The sequence below is a fragment of the Neobacillus vireti genome, assembly GCF_001026695.1.
In the GTDB taxonomy this organism is placed as follows: Bacteria; Bacillota; Bacilli; order Bacillales; family Cytobacillaceae; genus Neobacillus; species Neobacillus vireti.
Genome location: NZ_LDNB01000007.1, coordinates 458,203 through 481,900 on the forward strand (window position 1 = coordinate 458,203; position 23,698 = coordinate 481,900).

The 23,698-nt window shown below is 35.5% G+C and carries 22 protein-coding genes; 19 read left to right on the forward strand and 3 right to left on the reverse strand.

The window, feature by feature from the left end:
• The first annotated feature begins 86 nt into the window (after positions 1-86).
• The 9 genes from AA980_RS09345 to AA980_RS09385 all read left to right on the forward strand — a co-directional run bounded on the left by AA980_RS09345 (position 87) and on the right by AA980_RS09385 (position 8,883).
• Positions 87-941 (forward strand): 6-hydroxymethylpterin diphosphokinase MptE-like protein, encoded by an 855-nt coding sequence (locus AA980_RS09345; protein WP_024029575.1) that lies wholly within the window; start codon positions 87-89, stop codon positions 939-941.
• A 134-nt stretch (positions 942-1,075) separates the two neighbouring features.
• Positions 1,076-2,236 (forward strand): acyltransferase family protein, encoded by a 1,161-nt coding sequence (locus AA980_RS09350; protein ID WP_024029574.1) that lies wholly within the window; start codon positions 1,076-1,078, stop codon positions 2,234-2,236.
• Between the two features lie 280 nt (positions 2,237-2,516).
• A complete protein-coding gene (locus AA980_RS09355; RefSeq protein ID WP_024029573.1) occupies positions 2,517-3,182 on the forward strand; it encodes an acylneuraminate cytidylyltransferase family protein in 666 nt (221 codons plus the stop codon).
• A 20-nt stretch (positions 3,183-3,202) separates the two neighbouring features.
• Positions 3,203-4,036 carry a 3-deoxy-8-phosphooctulonate synthase gene (gene kdsA, locus AA980_RS09360; protein WP_024029572.1) on the forward strand — a complete coding sequence of 278 codons (834 nt, stop codon included), beginning with the start codon at positions 3,203-3,205 and terminating at the stop codon, positions 4,034-4,036.
• 14 nt (positions 4,037-4,050) lie between these two features.
• Entirely contained in the window at positions 4,051-5,034 is a 984-nt protein-coding gene (locus AA980_RS09365; protein ID WP_024029571.1) for a KpsF/GutQ family sugar-phosphate isomerase, read from the forward strand.
• 3 nt (positions 5,035-5,037) lie between these two features.
• A complete protein-coding gene (locus AA980_RS09370; protein ID WP_024029570.1) occupies positions 5,038-5,568 on the forward strand; it encodes a KdsC family phosphatase in 531 nt (176 codons plus the stop codon).
• Positions 5,569-5,681: 113 nt separating this feature from the next.
• A complete protein-coding gene (locus AA980_RS09375; RefSeq protein WP_024029569.1) occupies positions 5,682-6,743 on the forward strand; it encodes an acyltransferase family protein in 1,062 nt (353 codons plus the stop codon).
• 98 nt (positions 6,744-6,841) lie between these two features.
• On the forward strand, positions 6,842-8,035 hold the full coding sequence (locus tag AA980_RS09380) for an acyltransferase family protein (RefSeq protein ID WP_024029568.1): 1,194 nt from the start codon (positions 6,842-6,844) through the stop codon (positions 8,033-8,035).
• 131 nt (positions 8,036-8,166) lie between these two features.
• Positions 8,167-8,883, forward strand: a complete 717-nt coding sequence (locus tag AA980_RS09385; RefSeq protein ID WP_034724484.1) for a metallophosphoesterase family protein — start codon at positions 8,167-8,169, stop codon at positions 8,881-8,883.
• Between the two features lie 5 nt (positions 8,884-8,888).
• Here AA980_RS09385 and AA980_RS09390 read toward each other — a convergent pair whose 3' ends face one another.
• The 3 genes from AA980_RS09390 to AA980_RS09400 all read right to left on the reverse strand — a co-directional run bounded on the left by AA980_RS09390 (position 8,889) and on the right by AA980_RS09400 (position 11,450).
• Entirely contained in the window at positions 8,889-9,593 is a 705-nt protein-coding gene (locus tag AA980_RS09390) for a DUF421 domain-containing protein (RefSeq protein ID WP_034724520.1), read from the reverse strand.
• A 177-nt stretch (positions 9,594-9,770) separates the two neighbouring features.
• The gene (locus AA980_RS09395) at positions 9,771-10,235 is read right to left on the reverse strand and encodes a VanZ family protein (protein WP_024029565.1); all 465 of its coding nucleotides are present in this window, start codon (positions 10,233-10,235) and stop codon (positions 9,771-9,773) included.
• Positions 10,236-10,385: 150 nt separating this feature from the next.
• Positions 10,386-11,450, reverse strand: a complete 1,065-nt coding sequence (locus tag AA980_RS09400) for a lactonase family protein (protein ID WP_034724482.1) — start codon at positions 11,448-11,450, stop codon at positions 10,386-10,388.
• A gap of 152 nt (positions 11,451-11,602) precedes the next feature.
• Between AA980_RS09400 and AA980_RS09405 the strand changes: the two genes are divergently transcribed.
• The 10 genes from AA980_RS09405 to AA980_RS09450 all read left to right on the forward strand — a co-directional run bounded on the left by AA980_RS09405 (position 11,603) and on the right by AA980_RS09450 (position 23,658).
• The gene (locus tag AA980_RS09405; protein WP_034724515.1) at positions 11,603-12,481 is read left to right on the forward strand and encodes an ROK family protein; all 879 of its coding nucleotides are present in this window, start codon (positions 11,603-11,605) and stop codon (positions 12,479-12,481) included.
• A 7-nt stretch (positions 12,482-12,488) separates the two neighbouring features.
• Positions 12,489-13,436 (forward strand): mannose-6-phosphate isomerase, class I, encoded by a 948-nt coding sequence (gene manA / locus AA980_RS09410; protein ID WP_034724512.1) that lies wholly within the window; start codon positions 12,489-12,491, stop codon positions 13,434-13,436.
• 204 nt (positions 13,437-13,640) lie between these two features.
• Entirely contained in the window at positions 13,641-14,357 is a 717-nt protein-coding gene (locus AA980_RS09415) for a DsbA family protein (protein WP_024029561.1), read from the forward strand.
• On the forward strand, positions 14,350-14,772 hold the full coding sequence (locus AA980_RS09420; protein ID WP_024029560.1) for a disulfide oxidoreductase: 423 nt from the start codon (positions 14,350-14,352) through the stop codon (positions 14,770-14,772). The genes AA980_RS09415 and AA980_RS09420 overlap by 8 nt, the downstream gene beginning before the upstream one ends.
• A gap of 286 nt (positions 14,773-15,058) precedes the next feature.
• Entirely contained in the window at positions 15,059-16,075 is a 1,017-nt protein-coding gene (locus tag AA980_RS09425; protein ID WP_024029559.1) for a LacI family DNA-binding transcriptional regulator, read from the forward strand.
• A gap of 16 nt (positions 16,076-16,091) precedes the next feature.
• Positions 16,092-17,561 carry a sucrose phosphorylase gene (gtfA, locus tag AA980_RS09430; RefSeq protein WP_024029558.1) on the forward strand — a complete coding sequence of 490 codons (1,470 nt, stop codon included), beginning with the start codon at positions 16,092-16,094 and terminating at the stop codon, positions 17,559-17,561.
• A gap of 23 nt (positions 17,562-17,584) precedes the next feature.
• On the forward strand, positions 17,585-20,050 hold the full coding sequence (locus AA980_RS09435; protein WP_024029557.1) for an alpha-mannosidase: 2,466 nt from the start codon (positions 17,585-17,587) through the stop codon (positions 20,048-20,050).
• Positions 20,047-21,564, forward strand: a complete 1,518-nt coding sequence (gene xylB, locus AA980_RS09440) for a xylulokinase (RefSeq protein ID WP_051427129.1) — start codon at positions 20,047-20,049, stop codon at positions 21,562-21,564. Before AA980_RS09435 ends, xylB begins: the two co-directional genes overlap by 4 nt.
• 14 nt (positions 21,565-21,578) lie before the next feature.
• The gene (locus AA980_RS09445; protein ID WP_024029555.1) at positions 21,579-22,217 is read left to right on the forward strand and encodes a YesL family protein; all 639 of its coding nucleotides are present in this window, start codon (positions 21,579-21,581) and stop codon (positions 22,215-22,217) included.
• A gap of 433 nt (positions 22,218-22,650) precedes the next feature.
• Positions 22,651-23,658 (forward strand): LacI family DNA-binding transcriptional regulator, encoded by a 1,008-nt coding sequence (locus AA980_RS09450; RefSeq protein ID WP_024029554.1) that lies wholly within the window; start codon positions 22,651-22,653, stop codon positions 23,656-23,658.
• The last annotated feature ends 40 nt before the right edge of the window (positions 23,659-23,698 follow it).

The following is a 23,698-nucleotide window of genomic DNA, read 5'->3' on the forward strand; positions in this document are numbered from 1 at the left end:
TGTTATTTTTTACACTCATGTTCTTTATATTGTACATTTTGGTCCTTGCGAATAAAACTATTAAGCTCTAAAAGGCGATGAGGATTATGATATTAGAAAAAATTTTAAAAAGTAACAAACTCATATATTTCCTAATAAGACAATTAAGAAATATACAATATAACATTTTGCCAACCAGTATTTCTATTTTTATTTTCAATATTAAAAAGTTCTTCAGAGTAATGCGCTTTTATAGAAAAGGCCGTTACGAAAAGTTAAGAAATGTTAAAAATATACATAAAGGGGAAAGATGTTTTATTGTAGCTACAGGCCCAAGTATAACAATAGAAGATCTCGAAAAATTAAAAAATGAAATCACCTTTAGCATGAATTCCATCTGTCTAGCCTTCGATGAAACGGATTGGAGGCCAACGTATTATGGGATACAGGATATAGGTGTATTTAATAAGTTTGAACAATATATAGAAAAATTAAATGTCGAATGTAAATTTATAAGTGATAATATTTTCACAAAGAAAAATGTCCCAGATGATCATTTTATTTTTCCTCTAAATTTGCTAAACCATAATTCTCCACACCGAAAGTATCGAACAAAATTTAGTAATAATGCTTTTGCAGTTATATACGATGGATATACTATCACATATTCTCTTATTCAATTAGCCATATACATGGGTTTTGCGGAAATTTATTTACTTGGTACTGATTGTAGTTACTCAAGCAATATGAAACATCATTTTAAAGATTATGACCATGTTGATCCAACCTTTTTATTAGCAGGTGATAAAATGATTAGCGCCTATAAAGAAGCAAAGAAATATGCAGACCGCCATAATATAAAAATTTATAATGCGACAAGGGGAGGGATGTTGGAGGTTTTTGATAGAGTAAATCTAGAAGATGTTATCTTAGAAGATTATAAAAGTATGAGATTGCAATAATTAGGGTTTGGAACAAGTTAAATTATGTAAAGTTGCTGCTAAATGGCCTATATTTATAACGATTGTTAAAATCCCATTTTGCTAATAATATAACAGTAGTGTAGTAATCTCAGACATTTAAAGGGGGAAAATGCTTGCATGGAAGATTAGAGCAACTTGATTCGCTAAGAGGATTAGCAGCAGTAACAGTTATGTTTTCTCATTTTAGTGATGTGACAACGACCTACTTATTTTCGGTGCTATTTGCTAGAACGCCACTTAAAGTGTTAATTAATGGACACTCTGCGGTACTTCTTTTTTTTGTTTTAAGTGGATTTGTTTTGTCATTGCCGTTATTAAATGGGAGGCCAATAAATTATTCAGTATTTGTAGGTAGGAGAATTCTAAGAATCTATATGCCATACTTAGTTTCAATAATCCTGTCAATTTTGTTGTCATTGGTATTATCAAGAGGTGGAATTGGTGGTTTAAGTGATTGGTTTAATATTACTTGGACTTCTAAAATTAGCATATCATTATTATATGAGCATTTGCTCTTAATTGGTAATATTCATTCAGATGCTTTTAATAACGTCATTTGGTCATTAGTTCATGAAATGAGAATATCGCTATTATTCCCGTTGGTTTTTTTGATTGTTAAGAAATTCGATTGGAAATATAGTATTCTGATAGGTTTCTTTTTATCCTTTTTTTCCATTCTTAATGATAACTTTGGCTTTCAAGTAAGTAATGGATATTTTACTACCAATTGGGATACTTTACACTATGCTTCGATGTTCATTATTGGAGGAGTGATTGCGAAGCACTTTAAAGAAATCATTATGATGTATCAGAGTTTATCAAAGCTGATTAAATGGATATTGTTTATATCTGCTTTTGTTTTTTATAACTATCCAGGTGTAGGTATTAGAATATTAAATATCATTAATTTTCCTTATCCAGCAAGAGTTCTTATGGATTATATAGGAGGTATGGGCGCAGTTTTGTTTATTGTTATTGCTTTAGGATCTGGTAAGGTAACAAAGTTATTAATGTTAAAACCGATAAATTTTATAGGAAAGATCTCCTATAGCTTATATCTATATCATCTCGTTGTTCTTTTAAGTTTAACTTACTTGTTATATAGTGTAGTACCAATTGGAGTAATTTTCCTATTAACAATTGTAGTGTCAATCTGTTTTTCAACATTAGCCTATTTTTTCGTGGAAGTGCCTTTTATGAAATTAGGTAAAAAAATCTCTAATAAACAAAAACTAAAACAATTACCGAAAGAATTAAATAAAAGTATTACCTAATATTTCTGTGTTAAGAATATTTTGTTTTAAAGTTGAGGGTCCTGCGGTTAGGAAATTAATAAGAAAAAGTTTCAACAAAGTGATTGACACTAGGGAAAAAAGATGATATTTTCTCTTTAAATCGTTCTTTATAATGAACGAGTTGGATCTTTAAAGTTATTTGCTTGTAATACCGATCTTTTTATAAAAAATTTAAGCGAAGCTGTTACTTATTTTTTTACTTTTGATGTTCTTTATAATGAATGATAAAAAACGATTATTTACAAAGGATGTTGAGAAAATGAGAAAAAAGGTAGTCGCATTTGTCCCAATTAAATTAAACAGTCAAAGACTAGCAAATAAAAATATTCTGCCAATAGGCGATCACCCATTAAGCTGGTATGTATTCAGTAATTTATTGAGAATAAAAAAAATTGATGAAGTATACGTTTTTTGTAGTGATGAAAATGTAATGAACTATGTACCAAAAGGTGTGAATTTTCTTAAACGAGATCGTCTTCTTGATGGCGATTTAGTGAAAGGGAATGAAATCTATCAGGCTTTTATTAATATGATTGACAGTGATATATACCTTCTTGCGCATACTACCTCGCCTTTCATGACTCATACATCAATTGAAAATGCTTTGGAGAATGTTTTAAGTGAAAACTATGATTCTGCACTAAGTGTTCAGAAAAAACAGACCTTTGTTTGGTACAAAGCGCAGACATTAAACTACGAATGCGACGATATTCCAAGAACTCAGGATATCGAACCTATCTATATAGAAACAAGTGGATTTTATATTTTTAAAAAGGATCACTTTTTAACACATGGAAGAAGGATTGGATTTAACCCATATTTTCAAGAGTTGGATGACATTGAAGCAATTGATATTGATACGAAAGATGATTACGAATATGCTTTAAAGATTATTGAAATGGATAAGCATTTACAAAAAGTATAGAATTTTGGAGCTGAAATTTAATGGTGAAGGAAATTATTTTACGTGAAGACATTATATTTGGTGGAAACAGTCCCTTTGTATTAATAGCTGGTCCTTGCATGATTGAAAGTGAAAAACTTGTAATGGAAACAGCTGCCATTATAAAGGAAATTACCGAAAAACTTAGCATACCATTTGTTTTTAAAGCATCTTTTGATAAAGCTAACCGTTCCTCGATTTATTCGGAAAGAGGCCCTGGTATTCATAAAGGATTAGAGATATTAGATCAAGTAAAAAACGATTTAAATATTCCAATAACAACAGACATCCACGATGCTAGTCAGGCAGAGATTGTTGGGGGTGTAGTTGACATTATTCAAATTCCTGCTTTTCTATGCAGACAAACCGATATATTAGTAAACGCCGCAAAAACCAATAAAATCGTTAACATAAAAAAGGGACAATTTTTAGCCCCTTGGGATATGAAGAATGTCGTCGTTAAAATAGAGGAATCAGGGAACGAAAAGGTTTTATTAACAGAAAGAGGTTCTACATTTGGTTATAACAACCTAGTTGTTGATATGCGGTCGCTCCCAACAATGAGAGAATTTGATGCCCCAGTTGTGTTCGATGCCACACATAGTGTGCAAATACCTGGTGGTTTGGGCACAAGTACGGGTGGAAAAAGAGAGTTCGTCCCATATCTTGCTCGAGCAGCAGCTGCAGTCGGAATTGATGCATTATTTTTAGAGGTTCACCCCGATCCTGACCGAGCTTTATCGGATGGTCCTAACATGATAAAACTCGACAATCTTGAAGAATTTCTTAAACCTATAGTGGAAATTGATCGTCTCATTAAAGGCAAGTCAAAATAGAGGAGAAGGCATATATGGTAAAAGGTTTATTAACAACTAATAAGCATATCTCTACCATTAAAGAAGTTTTAGCGGAAGAAGCCCAGGCTATTTTAAAATTAATAGAAGATTTGAATCAGGAGGTTGCCCAAATAATTGAAATGATCCTTGGCTGTAACGGAAGAATTATCGTGACTGGAGTCGGAAAGTCGGGGATTATAGGACGGAAAATAACAGCTACTTTAGCTAGTACTGGAACCCCTTCTTTATACTTACATCCTGCCGAAGGGCTCCATGGAGACTTAGGAATGGTCACTCAATCCGATATTGTTTTGGCGCTTTCAAATAGTGGGGAGTCAGAGGAAGTCATTAGTATGATTCCATCCATTAAACGTATTGGTGCTAGACTAATAGCTTTTGTCGGGAATTCAAATTCTACTTTAGCGAATAAAGCGGATCACATTCTTTGTACAGGAAAGGTAAAGGAAGCTTGTCCCCTTGGCTTAACCCCAACAACAAGTACAACATTAATGCTTGCTTTAGGAGATGCCATTGCAATCACCTTATTAAAAGCTCGTAACTTCACATCCGAAAATTTTGCCATTTTTCATCCGGGTGGCTCACTTGGAAAAAGATTGTTACTTACTGTAAGTGCAATAGTAGATATTACAAAAAAAAATCCAACTTCTTTAAAAACAAATACAGTTAAAGAAGTTATTTTTAGTATGACTGAGTCTGGTTTAGGGGCATCTAGTATTATTGATCATACTGGTAAACTAGTTGGCATTATCACTGATGGAGACCTCCGAAGGGCTTTGGCTAAAGGAAATAAATTTATTGATCTTTCAATCCAACATTTATATAACGAAAATCCCACAACAATCAGACCAACTTCCTTAGCTGTTGAGGCTTTAAATATAATGGAAAATTTAAAGATTAATGTATTGCCGGTTGTAAATGATCGGAATGAACCGATTGCTATGATTCATTTACATGACATAACCAAATTGGGGTTTTAAACAGTGAAAAAGTCCGAAATAAAATTAATCGTATTAGATGTTGATGGGGTATTAACCGACGGAAATTTATTAATTGGTTCCAATGGTGTTGAATTTAAAAGCTTTCATGTAAAAGATGGCATGGGTATTAGTCTGGTGCGTTTCTATGGAATAAAGGTTGCCATCATTACTGGAAGAAAATCAGAATCTGTTCAAATTCGCTCTAGAGAGTTAAATATTGATTTTTTATACGAAGGAATTGCCAATAAAGAAGAAATATTATATGAAATTATTACATTACTTGAAATTGATCTAAAGAATGTATGTTATATAGGCGATGATATCAATGATTTGCCAGTGATAAAATTAGTGGGTTATTCTGCTGCTCCTCAAGATGCTGTAGAAATTGTTAGGAAATCAGTAGATTATATATGTAAATATAATGGTGGAAACGGAGCTGTTCGAGAAGTGATTGATTTAATTCTTGCTGAACAAGCAGATTACGATGTTTTAGTTGAAAATTATCTGAGTGAGAAAATAAAAATTACTCAGTAATAGAAATAGAATCTATCAAAACAAAATACTATTAAATAAAAATTTAAATATAAAGAATAAAATTAAATGCCGATGAATGGGTCATTTAATTTTATAGAAAGTGGGACGATTGGTTGAAAAATGTAACTCTAAATACAATCAAAATTAATAGTAAAGCATCCAGTATTTTAGACTTATTAAGGTTCCTTTCTGCTTTAACTGTTTTCTTGTTTCATTTTTACGTTCCCTTACCGGGGTATCAAGCGGTAATGATATTCTTTGTATTGAGTGGTTTTTTTATTTCTTCCACTGTTTTAAAATCAATAAAAAATAATAGATGGAGTTGGTCTGAATATCTTTTAAAAAGAATCACCCGATTATGGATTGTACTCCTCCCTTGTTTATTTTTGACGTTTGTTTGGGCTAAGCTCCAAATTAATTTATTTGGAACAGATCAAAAGATTACAAATTATTTAGATTTAAAAAAACTTGTTGGTAATATATTCTTTTTGCAGGGTATATCGGTTAAAGTGTATGGTTTAAATGGACCTTTATGGAGTTTAAGTTATGAATTTTGGTACTATATTTTGTTTCCTTGTATAGCGCTTGTAATATTTTCAAGAAGACTAATTGTAAAATTTCTTTATACATTAATCTTTATCACAATATCAATTTTTGTTGGCGAAAAAATAATGCTGTATTTTTTAGTTTGGATTCTTGGAGCTTTAATCCCATTCATTAAACCTTTTAAATTTAAAAGGCAATATTTGAATTATACTTTTTTTACGGTTTCTATTGTTATAGCAATTTGTTCACTAAATTATCAAGCTGGTTCAAGTTTTTTCTCTGATTTTTTGGTAGGTGTAACATTTTCCATAGTTATCTATATAATTACTTCATTATTTAATAACAGTTACAACACAAAGTTTAATATTAATAAAGAGTTGGCTAGTTTCTCTTATACCTTATACCTTACACATTACCCTCTAGCAAATTTTATCCTTACATGGCTAGGATCACCAAAATGGCCATTTGCTAAAACTACCATTATTATTAAAGTGGTGTTGGCGACTTTAGTACTATCTTACGCATGGATAATTGCTTTATTAACAGAGAAGCAGACAGATAAGATTCGTAAATTAATCTTTTATACTAATTATAGAAGCAGGTCAAAAAAAATAGAGAATCCATACTAAAATACTTACATTTTTTAGTGAAAGTAGCAGTTTTAAAAGAAATTACCGAAAAACGATTGCCCGTATTTTTAATAGGGACATAAATTAGGAGGACATAAATGCGAAGACGTTACGACCAATTGGATTCTCTACGCGGATTAGCAGCGATTTCAGTCTTTTTGGGCCATATTTCCATAGTTACTGCTACACCATTTATATCATTTACAGTTTCATCCATTGTTTTTTTGCCTTTAAAAGTTTTTATTGGAAAGAGTTCATATTCTTTTGTGAACTTTTTCTTTGTATTAAGTGGTTTTGTTTTATTTCTATTATTCACCAAGGGGAAAACCAAAAATTACGGTGGGTTTATTATTTCAAGATTTTTTAGAATTTACATCCCATATATAGTCGCAGTTACAGTATCAATTATTACATATTTGAGCTTTTCAAAAGGAGGGATAAAGGAGTTAAGTGGCTGGTTTAATCTGTCCTGGACGGTACCACTCACTTTGAAAGATATGCTGGATCATATTATGATGATTGGAAATTTTAATACCAATTTATACAATAATGTCTTGTGGTCTTTGGTGCAAGAAATGAGGGTTTCTTTAATTTTTCCTATAATTGCCGTAATAATTATTCGAGTAAAATGGCATGTATCGTTACTTATGTGTTTTTGTTTATCATTCATCAGTGGGCTTAATAATATCTTCAACTGGGAAAATAGCTTAGGTTACCACACTTCATTCTTTGCTTCATTACAAATCATCTCCATGTTTATTTTAGGAAGCCTTTTAGCAAAACACTTATATCAGTTAATTGAAATTTATGTAATCCTAACAAAAAATAATAAAATAGTATTATTGATTTTTACAGTTTCTTGTTTTATTTACAATGAGGCTTTAACCGTTGTTGCGAACCATTTAGGAATCTATCAGTACGGTGAAATTATGAGTGATTACTCTATTGGGGTCGGATCCGTTTTGGTAATATTAATTTCGCTTGCATCAATAAGAGTACAATCAGTATTATTAATTAAACCATTATTATTTTTGGGGAGAATTTCATATAGTCTTTATCTGTATCATTTGCCAATACTTTTTAGTTTGATTTATGTTTTTTATAAGATACTCCCTCTTTGGAGCATTTTAATTATTTCAATTCCCTTAGCGATCATTACAGCCCATATTTCATGGCTAATTATTGAAAGGCCTGCATCTAGGTATGGGAAAATTCTAGCCAGCAAAGTTGAAACATTTCTGAAAAAGAGGCTTGTTATTAATGGGAAATATAAGGTAGATAAAACAGCCTAAATATATCATTTAAAAAACCATGCAATCAATTAATAGTGACAACTTTCCAATATCTACCTTAAAAGAGTGATTAAAAAACCTAATGTTAAACAAAAATAGACATGGAATACTAATTTATCTGAGGTGAGATGATGAGAATAGCGTTTATTTCCGATATCCACGGCAATGCAAATGCATTAGATGCAGTACTAAAAGATTTGGAATTTAAAGAAGTTGATAAAGTTTTTGTCCTTGGGGACTTGTGTTTCCGGGGACCGGAACCTAAACGGTCGCTTGAATTAGTGAGGTCATTAAATACTGAAGTAATTAAAGGAAATGCCGATGAATGGGTCGTCCGCGGCATTCATGTTGGCGAAGTACCGGATAGTGCTATTGAAATAATGAGCAACGAGCGGGAGTGGACCTTATCACAACTAGATCAAAATGATATTAACTATCTAAGTAATTTGCCAACGGAATTAATGCTGGAATTTGAAAAAGTAAAAATCCATGCATTCCATGCAACCCCTAAAAATTTGTTTGAAGTTGTTCAACCATCCGAAAGTGATGAAGTTTTGCAAGAAAAAATGTTAGACAGCGAAGCTGATATATATATTTACTCTCACATTCATAAACCTTATATCAGATATTTAGATGGAAAATGTATTATTAACACAGGAAGCGTTGGCTTACCATTTGATGGCTTGGACAAATCGTCATACGCTTTAGTTGAAATATACGAAGAGAGCTTTCAAACCACAATTGTAAGAGTGAATTATGATATTAAAGCAGCAATAAATAAGTATTATGAATCCGACTACCCCAATTCTGAACAAATGATAAAGGTCTTATTGAATGCTAAGGTTTAGCAAGCTTATTTATACACAAACACCTTCAAATCATTTTTACGATTAATCGTCGCAAGCAATACCCTATTCACCTCCGTCTGATGGTGGTTCATAAGCTCATTAATGAGCCACCCTTCCTCCTTGTTAATTTGTTTTAGAACCTGAAAATCAATTTTGCCCTCCTTAATAATCGTCCTGGGCAATTCAAATGGTTCCGTTTGTAACTGGTACGTCGATGGTGTGATTGCCTCATACTGCGGATCCAAAAATATCGAAATTCTCCCATCAGACTCCCACAATGCCAATGCTACTTTTTTTACCTCGACTATTTTCTCTTTTCTTAACTCAGCTAATAATGTATCTATCGAGATTCTTGCCTTTTTAAGCCCTTTATAAAAGATTTCTCCTTCTTTAATAAGTAGAATAGGCGTGGCTTCAATTGTGTTTCTGAGCCAGATCCATTTTAAATTTAAAAATATACCAATCAGGTACAGGGAAATAATTACTATTGTTGAGATTACTGAACCTTTTAATCCGATTCTGTGGTCTGACAGTGGATGGGCAATAATGTTTCCTAACATTAAGGCCATCACAAAATCAAGTAATCTTAATTGAGAAATGGCACGAGAACCCATTACTTTGACGGCAAAGAGCAAAAAGATAAACGTGACTACAGATCGTAAAATCCACTCTATTATCGAAAGTGTTTCTTGGCCATGGAAGAAATCCAACAATGAAGGCACATCCTTTAGCTATTGAGCATTACATTTAGTATTGTCACTGATTCCATTTTTTTACGCCCCAAATATAAAAAAACAGAAAGAGCAAATGCCCCTTCTGATTCTTCATTTTGTAAGCAAGACCTTCTAGCAATGGAACCGCCTCATAGTTTTGGAAGCCCACAGCTCTTAAAGTTTAAGCCTCTTTAAGATAAAAAATACCGATAAAACTCCCAGGGAATCAATCATAATGTCATAAAGTCGTCCGTCTCTGCCGAAAAACAATTGAAGGATTTCTGTTAAAAATGCAAAAGCAATCGAGATGCAGACCGAATATTTGTGCCTTTTTATCAGGTTGAAAAGGAGAAAATCCAATACAGCAAAACCGATAAAATGTCCTAACTTTATTTTAATAAATTCAGGATGAATTACCGTAAAATCATTGAAATTTAAGAAAGACAAAAAGTCCGGTTTTGAAATCCATCTAAATCCGAACGTATGTAAATATATTAGTCGCTCTATGCTTTCTGTCCAAGTATTTAATAATAAAAATAATACCCAAAAAATAGTAATGAATATTTTTACGAAAGCAGCCAGTCCTCGAGATTTCCTTTTTTTATTTATTCTACTATTATGTAGTTCGCGGTAACTCATACCAATTCTCCTACCTAACTAGTATTTCTTCTTTCGATTATAAATGACAGAACATAGGAAATTTGTCACACGAGGTTGTCGAATAAAAGAATTATTACTGGCTCACCGCATGCTAGAGATACTGAAAAAAAGCCGATTAGAAAATTCTAATCAGCTCAAAACATGTAAAAACTTCACACAAACCGGATATGGCACCATAATATCAGACAGTATAAGGGTTAATTTCCCAGTACCCGTATCCCGTGAAAATAACACAAGATTGCCCGATTCCTGATTGGAAGCTACAATGAATTTTTCTGATGGATCCAAGGCAAAATCCCTCGGCCAATCCCCTTCAGTAGAAGTATGCTCAATAAAGCTAAGCTCGCCCGATTCTTGATTAACACTAAACAGTGCAATACTGTTATGTCCGCGATTGCCGGCATAAATAAAGCGTCCATCCGAAGAAATGTGTATCGCGCTGCCTTGATTATTTTCGGAAAAATCGGCCGGTAGTGTGGAAATATATTGTTTCTCTGTGAAATGGCCATTTTCTGAGTGATAGTTTAAAACAATCACTTCAGAGCTAAACTCTGTCATAAGGTAAGCAAATTTTCCATTTGGATGAAATGTGAGATGGCGCGGTCCGCTGCCAGCCTTTAATGGCAGCAACTTTACCTTCTTAAGCGAACCGTCATCATTAACTGCATAGGTAATAAGGGCATCAATGCCTAAGTCAACAGCGGCCAGAAATTTTTCATCCGGGGTAAGGCCTGCATAATGGGTATGAGGCTTTTCCTGCCTGGAATCTGGTCCTCGGCCTTCATGTTTGATCACTGAAGCAGCAGGTTGTAGGCTGCCATTTTCAGGGCTAATCAAGTGAGAAACAACTTCTCCTTTATGGTAATTTGCACTGAATAGATAGTTGTTTTTGCTGTCGATACTGACATGACATGGGGATGATCCATCGAGCATTTGACGATTGATTGCTGTTAATTCCCCACTTTCATTGATAGAAAAAGCAGCCACACCCCCGGTCTCCCCTTCTTTTGCCACTGAATATAGGAAGCGATTGTCATTGCTGATGGTTAAGTATGTAGGATTTTCTGCTTGTGCCGCCACTTTTATATCCGTTATTTTCGCCTCGTCTGTATCTAATGAAAAAGAATAAATCCCCTTACTCTCACCCTTCGTGTACGTTCCAATAAACCCAGTGAATTTACTGTTTGTCATCATCAACACTCCGTTCATAATTTTTCTAATGAACCTATTGTATCAAACTATCCAATATTTACTCAAATGGAGATAGCTTTCCATAAAATTAGGAGTATGATAAATTTGTAATGGAAAAACGTCTATTGAAGACAGAGCCTTTGGAGGGAAAATTTATGCTAGGTGCAATTGAAGCTGGGGGAACAAAGTTTGTCTGCGCTGTAGGAGATAACTTAGGGAATATAACCGAGAAAATTCAGATTCCAACAACAGTGCCAAATGAAACGATGCAGCAGGTCATTGAATTTTTTAAGAGATTTGAAATAGAGGCAATTGGAATTGGCTCGTTTGGTCCAATTGATATTGACCAGGAAAGTAAGACATATGGCACGATAACATCGACACCGAAAACAGCATGGCGGAATTATCCGATTGTCGAAGCGATGAGGAATGCTTTTCATGTTCCGGTCGGATTTAACACGGATGTCAACGCAGCAGCATTAGGGGAAGCAACCTTTGGTGCAGCAAAAGGCTTGGATAGCTGCTTATACATAACGGTTGGCACTGGAATTGGAGCAGGTGCAGTCATTCAAGGCAAGCTGCTTCAAGGATTGTCACATCCGGAAATGGGACATATTTTACTAAGGCGTCATCCAGATGATCCTTACCAAGGAAAATGCCCCTATCACCATGACTGTTTGGAAGGACTTGCCGCTGGTCCTGCCATTGAAGACCGCTGGGGAGAGAAAGGAATTAATTTGGTGGAACGTCAAGAAGTCTGGGATCTAGAAGGCTACTATATAGCTCAAGCGCTAATGCAGTACATCTTAATTCTGTCACCGAAAAAAATCATTCTTGGCGGCGGTGTCATGAACCAAAAGCAAGTTTTTGCTTCAATCTATAAGCATTTAGAAGGGCTGATAAGTGGTTATGTAACCTTACCGGAACTTTCTAGTTATATAGTAAACCCGGGTTTAGGTGACCGGGCAGGAATCATTGGCTCATTACTTCTTGCGGAACAAGCACTACAGGATAAAACACAAAGAGAAAGTTGAGGGACAAATTTTGCAGCCATTATTTTTAAAACCTGTTTTTAAAGAACGAATATGGGGTGGAACGGCATTACAAAAGGAATTCGGTTATTCGATTCCAACCGAACATACCGGGGAATGCTGGGCGATTTCCGCCCATCCAAACGGACCGTCGGTAATTGAAAACGGACCATATGCCGGCCAAACACTTGATAAGCTATGGAAAGATCATCCTGAGCTTTTTGGAAACCCAAAAGAGGCGGTTTTCCCTCTGTTAACCAAAATTTTAGATGCCAATATGGATTTATCGGTTCAAGTTCATCCAGATGATGCTTATGCGAAAACTCATGAAAACGGCGAGCTCGGCAAAACAGAATGCTGGTATATCATTGATTGTAAAGAAGGGGCAGATATGATTTTCGGTCATAACGCCCAAACAAAAGAGGAATTTATTCAACAAGCAAAAGAAGGGAAATGGGGTACCTTGCTCCGACGAGTGAAAATTAAGCCAGGGGATTTTTTCTATGTTCCAAGCGGCACAATCCACGCCCTTTGTGAAGGTACCCTCGTATTGGAAACACAGCAAAGCTCTGATACCACGTACCGGGTATATGATTATGATCGCAAAGATGCTGATGGGAATTTACGTGAGCTTCATTTGGAAAAGGCAATTGATGTAACTGCCGTTCCCCATCAAGGCAGTATAACTGTTCCAAAAACTGCTGCAAAAGACAATGCCACAATCACAACTTTTGTAGAATCTACATTCTTTTCAGTGTACAAATGGGACATCAACGGAACATTCAGCTTTGCTTCCGATGATACCTACTTGTTGGTAAGTATCATTAAAGGCGGGGGTTCACTCGTTCATCAAGGAAAAAGCTACAAATTAGAAAAAGGCAGACATATGATCCTGCCTTTCGGGTTTGGTGAATTTGAAGTGAATGGCGAATGTGAATTGATTGTTTCTCATCCATAGGCAAAAGATTGAAGTTGTTCTTAATAACTGATAAACAGTGGGATGAATAAGCGAAAACTATAAAAAAATCCCTTTTTGCATGGCGTTTTTTTGGTCTAATGACTCTTTTATTTGCATTCTTAAGTAGGATAAGTAATAGTTAAACTATTAAGCACACCAATGTACTTAGTATCTTATAGTAACAATCATAAAAGGAGTTAAATTATGGCAAAAAACAATAAAAAAACAAAAAAACAGCCGCAATCCTCATCCAAGTTTGTTTTTTGGATGATTGGGATTATTGCCGTTTTCGTATTAGGCTTTATTTTTTTAGGCAATCATACAAAACCGGAAGAAAAGCAAAAAACGGAGGAAACGATTGATTATAGTAATCAGCCGTTTCTTGGTGACGAGTCCGCACCAGTTTCGATTATTGAGTTTGGTGATTATAAATGCCCAAACTGCAAACATTTTGCCGAAAATATCGTGCCAATTATTCAACAAGAGCTAGTTGATACTGGAAAGGCTAAGTTTTATTTCATGAATGATTCCTTTATAAATATTGATTCCATCCGTTCTGCTAAGTTTGCTGAATCAGTTTATCAGGAGCTTGGAAATGAAACGTTTTGGAAATTCCATGATCGCCTTTTTGATAAGCAGCCAGAGGATTCGGCAGAAGAAAAAAAGGATGTTTTTACGGAAAGTTTCTTGATTGATACGTTAAAAGAAGTGGCTAGTGATAAAGATGCCGCAAAGGTTGTTCAAAACTTTCAAGCTAAGAAGTCAGATGATGCCTGGCAAAAGGATATGGATTATGCTGAAAAACTAGGGGTTACGGGTACACCGACGATGTTTGTTAATGGCAAGATGTTCACAGGTACAAAAATCGATCACTTAATAAAAATGGTAGAAGAGGCGGCAAAGGAGAAAAAGAATGAATAAACCTTTGCTGCTCTCCTGGATTGCTGCCATCTTAGCAACACTTGGCAGCTTATATTTCAGTGAAGTTAAACATTTTATTCCCTGTACACTTTGCTGGTACCAGCGGATTTTCATGTATCCGTTAGTCATAATACTTGGAATAGCTGTCTATCGGAATGATAAAGGAATCTATTCCTATGTGCTCCCATTATCAATCATAGGTATGCTGATATCCGGCTATCACACTTTATTACAAAAAATCCCCTACATACAGCAGTTTGAAATGTGTACTTCAGGGGTGCCGTGCTCAAAGGATTACATAAACTGGCTCGGCTTTATCACGATCCCTTTATTAGCATTTATTGCTTTTACGATTATTACCGTAAGCCTAGTCATCGTATCTAGGAGTAAAAACGAAGAAGAGACTATCCGTTAAAGGTAGTCTCTTTTTTTGTCCAGAGAATAGAAAGCATAAATTTTTGACTTTGAGAATGTCTAGTTCCAGACCATATCGGCTAATACGAGTGCTTGCGTTTTTATTAAGTGGTTTTCCTTTTAGAGGAAAACTCCAAGCCCAGAACGTTTTTTTAATCTTTTTAAAAAGTAAAAGGCCCCTTGTTGACACGACTTAAAAAAAATAATAAACTGGCCATATTAGGAAAACGTTTTCCTAAACAAAATTACAAAATGAGGAAAACGTTTTCCTGTGTTTAGAAAAGGAGTTGACCCTTATAAAAGTTTCAATTAAAGAAATAGCAAAAAAATCTGGGGTTTCTGTTTCGACAGTATCTAGGGTATTAAATAATAGTAAGTTTGTAAGGGATGAACTTAAAGAAAGAGTTCTTGCACTTGTAGAAGAAACGGGTTATAGACCAAATATGGTGGCTAAAGGCCTAGTGGAAAAGAAGACTCAACTAATAGGAGTCCTAATACCAAGAATTTCAAATAACTTTTTTTCAAAATTAATAGAAGGCATCGAAGAAATATCTCAACAACACGGATATAATATTCTCCTAAGTACATCATACAACGATACAAACAGGGAATTAGAATATCTAAATATTTTTAAGGAAAGACAGCTTGATGGAATAATATTTTCTGTCACAGAGTTTAAAGAGGAATATAACAACTTTTTTAAAAATGCAAAGGTTCCCACGGTCTTTCTAGGACAAAAATTAGAGCAGCAAACAAAATACCCATATGTAACTATTGATAATATTCAAGCATCTTATGAAGCTACTAAATATCTTATTGAACGAAGACATAAAAATATAGCGATTATGGCAGGGCCAGAATCAGATATGGCAACTGGTGATCATCGGTTACAAGGATATATTAAAGCGTTAACAGAAGCAGAGTTACCTATCAATCCAAATTGGCAGACCAGAAGATATCATACAATAGAGGATGGCTACTCCGCAGCGGCTCAAATTATGATGGGTAGCGTAACGCCTACTGCAATATTTGCGTGTTCCGACCAACAGGCTTTGGGGGCAATAAATTATTTAAACGAAAATGGTTATAAGGTTCCTGATGATATTTCGGTCCTTGGGTTTGATGATATTGATTTAGCGACAGTATTTAGACCAAAGTTATCTTCTGTGAAACAATATCCGCTAGAAATTGGTGCAACCGCAGCAAGACTTCTCATTAATCAAATTAAGGAGAAGCCAGTCGAAAAAGTAGAAAATTTAGTGCCATACAAATTGGTTATTCGTGAAAGCACGAAGACACTATAGAGGAGGAAGTGTAAGAATGCCAGTAAAGAACAAGGTACAGCTAATTACCTACCCTGATTCATTGGGAGGCGATTTAAAGTCTCTTCGTAATGTACTTTTACAACACTTTTCAGATGTTTTTAAAGGTGGTGTCCATATTCTTCCCCCTTTTCCTTCATCTGGTGACAGGGGATTTGCACCGCTAAATTATTTAGAAATCGAACCAAGCTTTGGGACATGGGAGGATATTAAGGCTATTGGGGAAAATTTTGATGTGTTAGTAGACTTAATGGTCAATCATATTTCACGACAATCAGAGTATTTCCAAGACTTTTTAAAAAATGGCCGTAAATCAGAGTATGCAGATATATTTATCACTTTAGATAAGATTTGGAAAGATGGTAAACCTGCAAAGGAAGATCTTGAGAATATATTCTTAAGACGTCCAAAACCATATTCTACATTTAAAATTGAGGCAACTGGTAAATACGAAAATATTTGGACAACATTTGGACGTGAAGATCCATCTGAGCAAATTGACTTGGACGTTAAGTCTGAAAAGGCAAAGAACCTTTTAAAAGAATTCTTTGTAAACTTTAGCAAGAATAATATAAAGACTGTAAGATTAGATGCAATTGGCTATGTTATTAAAAAACTTGGAACAAGTTGCTTTTTTGTAGAGCCAGAAATCTATGATTTTCTTGATTGGATCAAGAGTTTAGCAGATTCATTAAATATGGAGCTGTTGCCTGAGGTACATGCAGAATATACCACACAATTTAAGTTAGCAGAGCGTGGTTTCTGGATTTATGATTTTATTTTGCCTTACGCTATTTTAGAGATGTTAACCAATAAATCTAGTGAAAGAATTACCGAGTATTTAAAAATTCGTCCGTGTAAGCAATTTACAATGCTTGATTGTCACGATGGTATACCTGTATTGCCGGATGTTGAGGGTTTATTCAATGTCAGTGATGCTAGGAAAGTAGTGGAAATATGTGTTGAGAGAGGATCAAATCTTAGCCGAATCATTGGTGAAGATCACAAGGGTGAGGATGGTTTTGATGTACACCAAATTGGTGGTACATATTATTCTGTTTTAAATGCAGATGATGATGCTTATTTAGCAGCAAGAGCTGTACAATTTTTTGCACCTGGAGTTCCTCAAGTATATTATGTAGGCTTGCTTGCAGGAGAAAATGATTATGATTCGGTAGAAAAGACCGGCGAAATTCGTGAAATCAACCGACATAACTTCACATCGGAGGAAATTGAAGATTCACTTCAAAAAGTAGTAGTGCAAAGACTATTGAAGCTAATCAGATTTAGAAATGAATACCCTGCATTTGATGGGGAATTTAAAGTGTTAGATTCCTCTAAAACTGAAGTGCACTTATCTTGGCAAAAAGAGGATAAACAATGTACACTATTCGTTAATTTAGAGACGAAAAAGTCTGTAATCGAATATCTCGATGAAAATCTGCGGGTTGTTCACTACACTGTATAAATACTTGGTTTCGAGGGGATATCATGAAGAAATTAGGCTTGATAAAAAATATGTTTATGATCGGAAATGCTCATTTGGACCCAGTTTGGCTTTGGCGCTGGCAGGAAGGCTTTCAAGAAGTGAAAGCGACATTTCGTTCGGCACTCGACCGCTTGAAAGAATATGAGAATTTTATTTTTACCTCCAGTTCTGCGGCTTATTATGATTGGATTGAAAAAAATGAACCGAAAATGTTTGAAGAAATTAAGGATAGAATTCAAGAAGGCAGATGGATTATTTGTGGCGGTTGGTGGATTCAACCTGATTGCAATATTCCAAGTGGCGAATCATATGTCCGCCAAGGGTTGATTGGACAAAATTATTTTAAAGAAAAATTTGGGGTCACAGCAAAGGTTGGCTACAATGTTGATAGTTTTGGTCATAACGGGATGCTCCCGCAAATATTAAAGAAATCAGGGATGGATTCCTATGTATTTATGAGGCCTGGTCCAGATGAAAAAGGGCTGCCAAGCCGCTTGTTTTTGTGGGAATCAAAGGATGGTTCCCATGTAACGGCCTTTCGGATTCCCTTCGAATATTGTACCTTTGACCATCTTGAAAACCATATGATGCATTGCAAGGCCGAGCTTAAGCATTCTTATAACAACTTAATGTGCTTTTATGGTGTTGGTAATCACGGGGGTGGACCTACCAAGGAGAATATCGAGGTGATTGAAAAGTTAAATGGATTGATGGGTGATACAAATATTTCCTTTAGTTCACCGAATGACTTTTTCGAACAGGTGGAAGATTTAAAGGACCAGCTGCCAGTTGTTCATGATGACCTACTTCACCATGCTGTTGGTTGTTATTCAGTACATTCAGAAGTGAAAAAGCTAAATCGATATTCTGAAAATCTTATGTTAATGGCTGAGAAGTTTTCCTCGATTGCGAACTGGACAACCGGACAAGCATACCCGGCAGATATGAACCAGGCGTGGAAGGGAGTTTTATTTAACCAGTTCCATGATATTTTAGCGGGTACAAGTATTGAATCAGCATATGATGATGCCCGAGATTTATATGGAGAATCGATAAGTATTGCTGCTCGAAATATGAATAATGCTTTGCAATCACTGAGTTGGAATATTGGTATTGAAGAAGAAAAAGATATGAAGCCAATGGTGATCTTTAATCCACATTCATGGCCGGTGAAGGTGAATGCCGAAATAGAGTATGGGTTGTTTGTGAATTATATACTGCCAGAAGAGTTCATTATTGAAGACGTAAATGGTAATGAGATCCCATACCAAATCGTTGACTCGATAGCAAAAATTCCAAATCGAAAAAGAGTCGTATTTTTGGCCGAGCTTCCACCATTAGGATATAGCACGTATAAACTTCGTGCCATCAAGTCCAAAAAAGAGTTTGACGAGGTAAAAGTGACAGACTATGAAATGGAAAACGATCGGTTCAAGCTTGTTATTGATAAAGAATCAGGTGGTATTAGCAGCTTATTTGATAAAGAGAGACAAATTGAAGTGTTCAAGGATGGTGCAGCAATTCCTGTTGTAATGAACGACTCTTCTGATACGTGGGGACATGGGACGTTACGCTTTGATGAGATTGCAGGCGAATTTAAGCCCGTTCAAATTAAGAAGCTTGAAGAAGGACCGGTTAGAGGCGTAATCCGGGTAACTTCAAAGTTTCAATCTTCAACGATTGTTCAAGATTTTTCTATGTACAAGCACTTGAATAAAATTGAAGTTAAGGTGAAAGTAAACTGGCAAGAAAGCTATCAAACGTTAAAAATCAAGTTTCCTGTAAGCTTTAATCAACGGAATAACACCTATGAGATTCCATATGGGCATACTTCGCGTGAGTCGGATGGAAACGAAAACCCAATGCAAAATTGGATCGATGTAACCGGGACAATAGGCAAAGAAAGGGAAGATATTTACGGACTAAGTATTCTTAATGACGGGAAGTATGGTGTCGATGTGAAAGGGAATACCATCAGCTTAACGGTTTTAAGAAGCCCAATCTATGCACACCATGCACCATTTATTCCAGACATGGAAGAAGATTATCCGGTTATTGACCAGGGAATCCAGACTTTTACGTATCAATTGTTACCACATGAAAATAGTTGGGAAGATGCAGAGACTGTTAAGCATGCGTTAGAATTAAATCAAAAACCACAACTGATTGTTGAAACGTACCATCAAGGATCATTACCACAGGAAGATTCATTTATTTCAATTGATCAATCAAACATCATTCTTTCTGCATTAAAGAAAGCTGAGAATCATGATGACTTAATTATTCGTCTATATGAAACGAATAACGCCGAAACGGTTGCAAAAGTGGAATTAAAAAATTGGGGCAGAACATTGGAACTCTGCTTTGGACCAATGGAAATCAAAACATTATATATTCCAAAAAAGCTAGTGGAACCGATTTATGAAACAAATTTAATTGAAAATCTCGAAAGCGGTGTCCTTACATGATGAAACACTACTTGGGAATTGACCTAGGAACATCAGCACTTAAAGTAGTAATTGTGAATTCAAGTGGTATGATTGTAAATAGTGTAACAAGGTCATATGAGGTTCACACGCCGCAGGCTGGCTGGAGTGAACAAAATACTAATCAATGGCTGACAGCTATGATTGAAGCATTAGCGGATGTGAAAAAAGCAAATCCACAGATTCTAAAAGAAATAAATGCTATCTCTGTAACGGGCCAAATGCACGGAATTGTTCCTGTTGATAAAAATGGGAATGCACTGCACCATGCAATTATCTGGTCTGATCGGAGAAATGAAGATGAGTTAGCTGCGATGCATGCGGCGTTAACTAACGAGGAATGGGTCGCCATCACTGGAAATCGTCCAAATATTAGTTTCACGCTCGGGAAAATAATATGGTTTAAAAAACACTTTCCAGATCTTTATGAAAAAACGAATAAGTTTTTACTTCCGAAGGATTTTCTTCGAATGAAGCTGACTGATACGTTTGAAACAGATTATTCCGATGCCTCGGCAACCTTGCTTATGGATTTACAAACATTGCAATGGTCTGAAAAAATTGTTAATATCTTTCCAATTGACCGCTCCAAGCTTCCTGGAATTAATTTATCCACAGCTTCTACAGGTTCCATTACAAGGAATGCGGCAGAATCATTTGGACTAAATGAAGGGACAGTGGTTATTTGTGGGTGTGGTGATGCTCAAGCCCAGGCATTAGGAAACGGGATTATTAACTCAAAAGATTGGTTGTGCACCATCGGAACAAGCGGGCAGCTTTTTGTTAGTACAGACCTACCTGCCATTGAAAAGAACGGGACACTCCATTCATTTGTTCACGCATATCCAGGGAAATGGGTATTAATGGGTGCTACCTTGTCTGCGGGAATGTCTTTTAAATGGTTAACAGAATCAATCTTTAGCAGCGATTTAGAAATAAGGGACTTGTTAGACTTAGCAGGTATGGCAAGCCCTGGAGCAAAAAGGCTACTTTTTCTGCCATATTTATTCGGAGAGCGCTCACCGCACATGGATGAAAAAGCCAAGGGGTCATTTATTGGTTTTACGAACGAGCATACAAAGTCCGAAATGGCCCGGGCTGTAGTTGAAGGGGTACTCTTTTCCTTATATCAATCATTTAAAATTGTTGAAAAGACAATAGGACAGAAGTGTGAGCACATCCTGTTAACAGGAGGGGCGGCACAACACGATTTATGGGTTACAACGGCGGCCAATATTTTTAATGTTCCAGTTGTTAGAAATAAAAATCGTGGTGGCGGTGCATACGGGGCAGCTATGTTGGCAGCGGTAGGAGCGGGCGATTTTAACACTCTTGAGGAAGTTTCAGCATGTTGGGGTTTGCGTCAATACGAAAAGGTTTATCTTCCAAATCAAGTATTGCATGAAGAGTATGAAAAACTATATCAGATTTTTGCAGAAACTTATGATTCATTAAAAGAGATATTCCATCGTTTACACGATTGTGAGGTCCACTAAAGGGATGATTATCAGTGAATATTAAGGGTGTAAGTGGTTATATATACCGGATTACGGAGCTCGTTATGCAATTTGCCTATCTCCAATTGTTATGGATTATCTTCGTTATTATAGGGTTGGGGGCTTTTGGGATTTTCCCCTCCACAGCAGCGATGTTTTCTGTTGTTCGCAAATGGATTATGGGAGAAGTGGATGTGCCTGTTTTTAAAACGTTTTGGAAAACATATAAAACGGAATTTATCAAAGTTAATGGCCTTGGCTGGATTTTAGTAGCGATTGGGTGGTTATTATACATTGATCTCCATTTCTTTACCTTTGGTGAATCGATGGGCAGTTCTATATTTAAAATAGTAACACTATTGATTACTTATTTTTATGTCACTACATGTATTTATTTTTTTCCAATTTTTGTTCACAATCATTATCGTTTTTTTGATTATATAAAATATAGCTTTTTATTTAGTGCGGCTTCACCACTAAAATCTGCGGGAATTTTTATAATCTCGTATGCCATCTATTATCTGTTAATGAAAGTTCCAGTTCTGTTTCTATTTTTCTGTGGAAGTACCATTAGTTATATATGGATGTGGTATGTCTATCGCTCGATTACAAGCTTTCATTCGCCAAAGCATGAACAAAGTGATAAGAAATAGCTATAAAGTACGACATCAAAATGTTATTAAAAAAATTTAAATTTGCTTTGACAAATACTTGGCGGGGGATTAAAATTTAAATAGATAAATATTTCCGGCTTTAAAATGGGAACGTTCCCAAAAATAAAAATCCTGTTCAATCGGTTACTTGTTTTCCTATTGAAATTACCATTGTATGATTCCTTTTTTCTGCGAGAAAAATTTTTTATTTCTGATGTAACCGTTTTCTAAGTCTTATGTAGTGGGAACTCCACATCATAATAAGGACTGTTTTTCCCAAGATAACAGGGGGAAAGTTATCAGGTAAATCATACTGAGAGAATTGGGATCAAAAGTTACTTGAAGATTTCTTGTTCGGTTTTCAGTTTTTTGGGAACGTTCCTATTTTCTATCAATAGTCTGAAAGAAACGTTAGGGAGGGAAGGTAAACGAAATGAATCCAACCATTAAAGATGTGGCTAAATTAGCAAATACCTCAAAAAGTACTGTCTCCCGCTATTTAAATGGTCAGCCCGTCAAAAAGGAAACAGAAGAGGCATTAAAAAAGGCGATTGAAGAATTGAACTACCACCGAAATGAAAATGCAAGGAGATTGGTTGTTAGTAAAACACAAACGATTGGTATTGTCGTTGACAGTATTACGAACTTGTTTTACCCGACGATTTTCAGAGGAATTGAGGAAATTGCCAAAGAAAAAGGCTTTAATTGTGTTTTCTACAGTATGACTTCAAGTAAATATACAGAATCCTATTTTCAAAATTTATATTATGAAGGTCATGTTGATGGAATCATTATGATTAGCTTCAGGAAAAGGAATCACAAAGATTTATTGGAAATTGCCGAGGCTGGTTTTCCAGTCGTGGTGTTTGGAGATTCAGCCAATGTAGAGGACATAGTATCGGTGGACGTTGATAATTATTTGGGTATTTCAGAGCTTGTTCGCTATCTTAGTCGAATTGGGCACAAAAAAATCGCATATATTTCTGGACCGGATCATGCTGCAGCGACGGAATCTCGTTTAGCGGGTTATCTGGAAACGATGGAGCAGCTGGGGCAGGCTGTGAATCCAAATTGGATTGTACCAACAGATTGGTCAAATGAATCAGGGTATAAAGCCATGAATCATTTATTATCTGTCGGTGATTTTACCGCAGTGGTAGCTTCAAATGATGAAACAGCGATTGGGGCATTAAGAGCTGTTCAGGAGCAAGGATATCATGTTCCAACTGATCTATCGATAACAGGTTTTGATGATATCACTCTATCAAGTTGGGTTTATCCATCTTTAACGACTGTGAAACAACCATTTATGGAAATGGGCATTATGGCAGCAACTGAATTATTTAAAAGGATGGAAAAGGGTGATGATTATCCTTCTGAACGCCATCTTTTGAAACCAAAACTGATTATTCGTGACTCGTGCAGAAAGATTTCCGAGTGATTGTTTTCGATAAAACAACTTGTTAAAGGGTGTACAAAAA

Coding starts and splice junctions, on each gene's coding strand:
- kdsA (WP_024029572.1), top strand. CDS start 3,203: ATGGTGAAGGAAATTATTTTACGTGAAGACATTATATTTGGTGGAAAC.
- AA980_RS09405 (WP_034724515.1), top strand. CDS start 11,603: ATGCTAGGTGCAATTGAAGCTGGGGGAACAAAGTTTGTCTGCGCTGTA.
- AA980_RS09420 (WP_024029560.1), top strand. CDS start 14,350: ATGAATAAACCTTTGCTGCTCTCCTGGATTGCTGCCATCTTAGCAACA.
- AA980_RS09450 (WP_024029554.1), top strand. CDS start 22,651: ATGAATCCAACCATTAAAGATGTGGCTAAATTAGCAAATACCTCAAAA.
- AA980_RS09400 (WP_034724482.1), bottom strand. CDS start 11,450: ATGATGACAAACAGTAAATTCACTGGGTTTATTGGAACGTACACGAAG.
- AA980_RS09365 (WP_024029571.1), top strand. CDS start 4,051: ATGGTAAAAGGTTTATTAACAACTAATAAGCATATCTCTACCATTAAA.
- xylB (WP_051427129.1), top strand. CDS start 20,047: ATGATGAAACACTACTTGGGAATTGACCTAGGAACATCAGCACTTAAA.
- AA980_RS09395 (WP_024029565.1), bottom strand. CDS start 10,235: ATGAGTTACCGCGAACTACATAATAGTAGAATAAATAAAAAAAGGAAA.
- AA980_RS09345 (WP_024029575.1), top strand. CDS start 87: ATGATATTAGAAAAAATTTTAAAAAGTAACAAACTCATATATTTCCTA.
- AA980_RS09435 (WP_024029557.1), top strand. CDS start 17,585: ATGAAGAAATTAGGCTTGATAAAAAATATGTTTATGATCGGAAATGCT.
- AA980_RS09415 (WP_024029561.1), top strand. CDS start 13,641: ATGGCAAAAAACAATAAAAAAACAAAAAAACAGCCGCAATCCTCATCC.
- AA980_RS09380 (WP_024029568.1), top strand. CDS start 6,842: ATGCGAAGACGTTACGACCAATTGGATTCTCTACGCGGATTAGCAGCG.
- AA980_RS09355 (WP_024029573.1), top strand. CDS start 2,517: ATGAGAAAAAAGGTAGTCGCATTTGTCCCAATTAAATTAAACAGTCAA.
- AA980_RS09385 (WP_034724484.1), top strand. CDS start 8,167: ATGAGAATAGCGTTTATTTCCGATATCCACGGCAATGCAAATGCATTA.
- gtfA (WP_024029558.1), top strand. CDS start 16,092: ATGCCAGTAAAGAACAAGGTACAGCTAATTACCTACCCTGATTCATTG.